Origin of the sequence: Hymenobacter algoricola (assembly GCF_039539525.1) — a bacterium.
GTDB classification, from domain to species: domain Bacteria; phylum Bacteroidota; class Bacteroidia; order Cytophagales; family Hymenobacteraceae; genus Hymenobacter; species Hymenobacter algoricola.
Genome location: NZ_BAABDH010000075.1, coordinates 1 through 4,073 on the forward strand (window position 1 = coordinate 1; position 4,073 = coordinate 4,073).

A 4,073-nucleotide genomic window follows, 5' to 3' on the forward strand; every position below is an offset into this window, starting at 1 on the left:
ATGTGAATTTCGCTTCAACCATCGCTACGAAAACGTGTATAAAGTCTTGCTCAAAGAACTTCGCCAACGGCCCCTCTAAGCTCGATTTGCTTCCTAAGCCCCAAACCGATAGGAATAAGAAAACCGCCGGGTGTTGTTCCCGAAGGAGTTAACCTCATCAATAATTACTGCTCTGACGCGGGTATTGCTGCGCTCCAGGAGCGCGTTTCTGAGCATGTTGTAGGGAATGAGCAACAGGGCTACTGTCAAGAAACCGAAGCCAATCAGGGCTTGCAATTTGGTAAGCCAGGAAAGCTGATGTTTCTTTTTTAAAGGACGCATTTGGTAAGCTGTGCGAGGTCTAGTTCAGCCAAAGGGTCCGAAGGTAAAGGTGCGTTTCCATACCTTCGGGTATGGGAGCTAAACATGTATGCTTTGCGTGTCGCAAAGCCTTCAACTCGCCGCACGGACACATCGGGCCTCAGAAGTGCCCAGAATGTGGTGAGCCGATCGTGGTGCTACCGCAACGCTTTCGTCCGCCTCGAAAGGGGGACGACGACAAGTGGGCCACCGCCCGGTTTCTTGTCAACCACGGGTTCTACTACCAGCACATCGGCCTGCTAGACGCACCTCCCGCTGGCAAAGGCGCGTTACCGCAGTACGTACCCTATCCAGAGACAGTACGCGAAGCCAAGGAGTTTATCGAGACCTATCGGGCGTGGGCCAGAAAGAAAGACTAGCACCCAAGCTACCGCTCAGCGCAACGTTCATAAAAACGGTCTTATTTGGTTAGCATAAGGGGACGTATCGGACTAACGTTTAATTATAAGATATTCGTGAGAAGGTCAAAGGCAGATCCAGACAAACTGGTTAAACAAATTCTACTCGATGAGTAAACGGCTCGATAATGAGGGTGCGTTCATTTCCTGCGTTTCAACAATGTATACGCCCTTTGCGAGTCCTATCACCGACAAGTCAACTGTTCCGCGGCTAGGAGCCATCACAAGGCGGCCTGCCATGTCAAATACTCTCACTCGTGCAGTCGCAGAAATTCCTCCAATGTGAAGAATGTCTGCGGCTGGGTTGGGCCACAAGCGAATATTATTGTGAGGCTTAACTGCTCGAATAGCTAAGGGGCCAGCGGTGGATCGAAAAACCAAGGATCCATTGGTGGTACCGTCACCGAACTGGCCAAAGTCATTGTTGCCCGTAGCAAACAAGCTGACGACCGTAACGGCGAGGGTGAAGGTATTGCCTGCGGCAGCCAGGTCCCATTGGCGGCCGGTAAATTCCTGGGTTGGAGCAATCGGGTTGTTCGTGGAATTAATGCCAAGCTCCCCATCGTAATTTTCACCCCAACTCCAAACTGATTTATCCGAGCGCTGGGCTACTGCATGCGCCCCGCGCGCGCTGATGTGCGTCCATGAACTTCCCGCAGCAGCTCCGACCGGTGGTGGCACCACTACCGGCAGGCTCGCAAAACCTGTTGGTGTTACGCTGCCACCTAACTGGCCACTATCATTGGCACCGCACGCAAAGAGAATGCCGTCCGAGCGCAACGCCAACGAAAAAGCCTCCCCGGTGGCTAGCTCAACCCACGACTGAGTAGGGGAGCGAGGCGCCCGAAAGGCTAGGGTGGGAAAAGAGCGCACGTAGGTGAGCGTGCCCAAGCCTAGTTGAGCTCGTTGATCCCGACCCCATCCCCACAGTGAGCCATCCGAGGTCAAGCCCAGGGTATGGTCCTCAGACGTCACCACCCGGGTCCAATAGGCACCTTGTGCGCCTGTGGGCGCAGGAATTTGCACCGGTCGTGATTGCATAACGCCTGAGTTGTCACCCAACTGTCCCCAATAATTAGCTCCCCAAGCCCATAAGGTTCCGTCTGAGCGTAACGCCAGCGTGTGATTGGCCCCAAGTGCGACATAAGCCCATCGCGTGCCTGGCGCGGCAGTAGCGGGTGGAGGTACTTGTACAGGCCGTAGGTGGGGCGTTGTCGTGCCGTCCCCCAATTGCCCGTTGGTGTTGTCTCCCCACGTCCAGAGGCTGCCATCGGATCCGATCGCCGCAGAATGAAAAGTCCCAGCTACAACTGCGGACCAGCGCGTTCCGGCCACACCGCTTGGAGCCGGCAGCCGAGTTGGCCGGAAGCGGTCAATTATTGAGCCATCACCCACCTGACCCGCATTGTTGCGTCCCCACAACCAGATGCTGCCAGTGGTGTCCAGGGCAGCGGCATGGTATGCACCGGCCGACACCTGATCCAGAGGCGATGGCAGACTTTGGCCTTTGCTGGGGCCTGATGACCACAGCAACAGTGCTAAGCTGAACAGATACCACAGCTGGCTTGGGATTGAAAAAGACGGACGCATAAGAAAGGGGAAATTATTTCATCGGTGCACACATCACTAATTCGAGCGCTACGGAACAGTATGAACCTACTCTTTGACAACTCCAAATGCATGTGAGTTGCCCTGTAACGGTTGCGTTATAATCCAATATCGTCCTGGTACCAACCCCCGAAGTTCGATTCCCATCATGCTGATCTCGGCAATTTTTACTTGTTGGCCAAGGGCGTTGTATATCAATACCTTAGTGCCAGGTGCCACCCCCTCCAGCGTTACCCAGTCATGAGCAGGGTTGGGGAACAACTTAGCTTGGGTAACCAAGGGTGTTTTTACCGGCAGTGGTGTTACCAGAGAGGGGCGATAATAAAGTGACCCATTCAAGGTTCCGTCTCCCAATTGCCCAACGTTGCGTTGGGGCGCGATTGCGCCGGTCGCGAAAACGCGGCTGCTCCCTTGCGCCAAAGCTAGGGAGTGCATGGTTCCACCTGCTATTTGGGACCAACGCCCCCGGGTAAACTCTTGCACCGGTTGTCGCCGGTCCGTAGCGGAGTTATCCCCCAACTGGGCTTCGGAGTTTCGCCCCCAACCCCATAAAGTACCGTCGGAGAGCAATGCCAAGCTGTGTTCTTCGCCAGCAGCGATGCGCGCCCAGCGCGTACCAGGAGCCGCAGTAGCTGGGACGGGAATTTCAGTTGCTGTCAGGTTGCGTATTACTGTGCCCGCCCCGGTCTGGCCTCGCCCATTCTCACCCCAAGACCATAAAGTCCCATCAGAGCGCAACGCCAAAGAATGGTCCTTGCCCGCTGCAATTGCTATCCAGCGTGTACTACCTGTAGCAGGTACGGATACCAATGTCGGTGTGGATAGGTATAATCCAACCGTCTGCGTGCCGAGCTGTCCAAAATTGTTCGTTCCCCAGGCCCAAAGTGTGCCATTGGATAGGAGTGCCAGTACGTGCCCATTGCTAGCCGCCACCTGAGACCAATGCGTCCCCGAATAAGTAGCCGGAACGGGAACAATGATGGGTTGCAACTGGACTCCGTTAAGGGTGCCTGTTGCCAACAGGCCTTTGCTTGCCGAGCCCCAGGCCCACAACGTGCTGTCGGAGCGTTGTGCCAGCGTGACTTGCGAAACGGCGGTCACGCTAGACCAAAAAGTGCCGGGTGTTGCGTTTGCCGGGTGTGCTACGAGCACTGGAGCGAAGCGGTCAATTGTTGTACCGTCCCCTAACTGACCGGTATTGTTGTAGCCCCAGGCCCACAACGTTCCATCCGTCCGGATTGCACATTCATGGTCATCGCCGACTCCCATCGTTGTCCAAGTGGTGGCAAGGGCCGCCGAGGCGGGCGTCGGGACTAGTCGAGGACGCAACTGGCTCACGGTTGCATTGGCTGGATAGGTATCATACTGTGCTCCCCATTCCCACAAGGTTCCATCCGCATGCAACGCCATAGATGAGTTGCCTCCTGCTTTTATTGCCACTGGAGCACCTTGGGCACAAGCATAATAATCTGTTACGAGCAGAGGAATTGAGAATAAAAGCAAACGCGCCGCTTTGAAATTCATATTTATCACAGCCTTATAGAGTAAAAAAACACATTACTAGAAGCAGAAATACTGGCCATTCACATCAAGACAACGGAAAGTGTACTACTCCCCAAAAACTGGACAGTTTAGACGGGGTTTGTTAAGCAAATTGATGGCGGGTTGAAGGTAGGGATTTGAGCGAAAACTTGTGCGGGTGTTTGG

3 protein-coding genes are annotated in these 4,073 nt (G+C 54.6%); all 3 read right to left on the reverse strand.

Annotated features, from left to right (window positions below):
* Positions 1 to 93 precede the first annotated feature (93 nt).
* The 3 genes from ABD842_RS13975 to ABD842_RS13985 all read right to left on the reverse strand — a co-directional run bounded on the left by ABD842_RS13975 (position 94) and on the right by ABD842_RS13985 (position 3,890).
* The gene (locus tag ABD842_RS13975; RefSeq protein WP_345115052.1) at positions 94 to 321 is read right to left on the reverse strand and encodes a hypothetical protein; all 228 of its coding nucleotides are present in this window, start codon (positions 319 to 321) and stop codon (positions 94 to 96) included.
* Positions 322 to 860: 539 nt separating this feature from the next.
* Entirely contained in the window at positions 861 to 2,348 is a 1,488-nt protein-coding gene (locus tag ABD842_RS13980) for an RCC1 domain-containing protein (RefSeq protein WP_345115055.1), read from the reverse strand.
* A gap of 66 nt (positions 2,349 to 2,414) precedes the next feature.
* Positions 2,415 to 3,890 carry an RCC1 domain-containing protein gene (locus ABD842_RS13985; protein WP_345115058.1) on the reverse strand — a complete coding sequence of 492 codons (1,476 nt, stop codon included), beginning with the start codon at positions 3,888 to 3,890 and terminating at the stop codon, positions 2,415 to 2,417.
* Positions 3,891 to 4,073: the final 183 nt, after the last annotated feature.

What these genes read in the sequence shown, in the direction of transcription:
- ABD842_RS13975 (WP_345115052.1), bottom strand. Translation starts at nt 321, where the DNA reads ATGCGTCCTTTAAAAAAGAAACATCAGCTTTCCTGGCTTACCAAATTG.
- ABD842_RS13985 (WP_345115058.1), bottom strand. Translation starts at nt 3,890, where the DNA reads ATGAATTTCAAAGCGGCGCGTTTGCTTTTATTCTCAATTCCTCTGCTC.
- ABD842_RS13980 (WP_345115055.1), bottom strand. Translation starts at nt 2,348, where the DNA reads ATGCGTCCGTCTTTTTCAATCCCAAGCCAGCTGTGGTATCTGTTCAGC.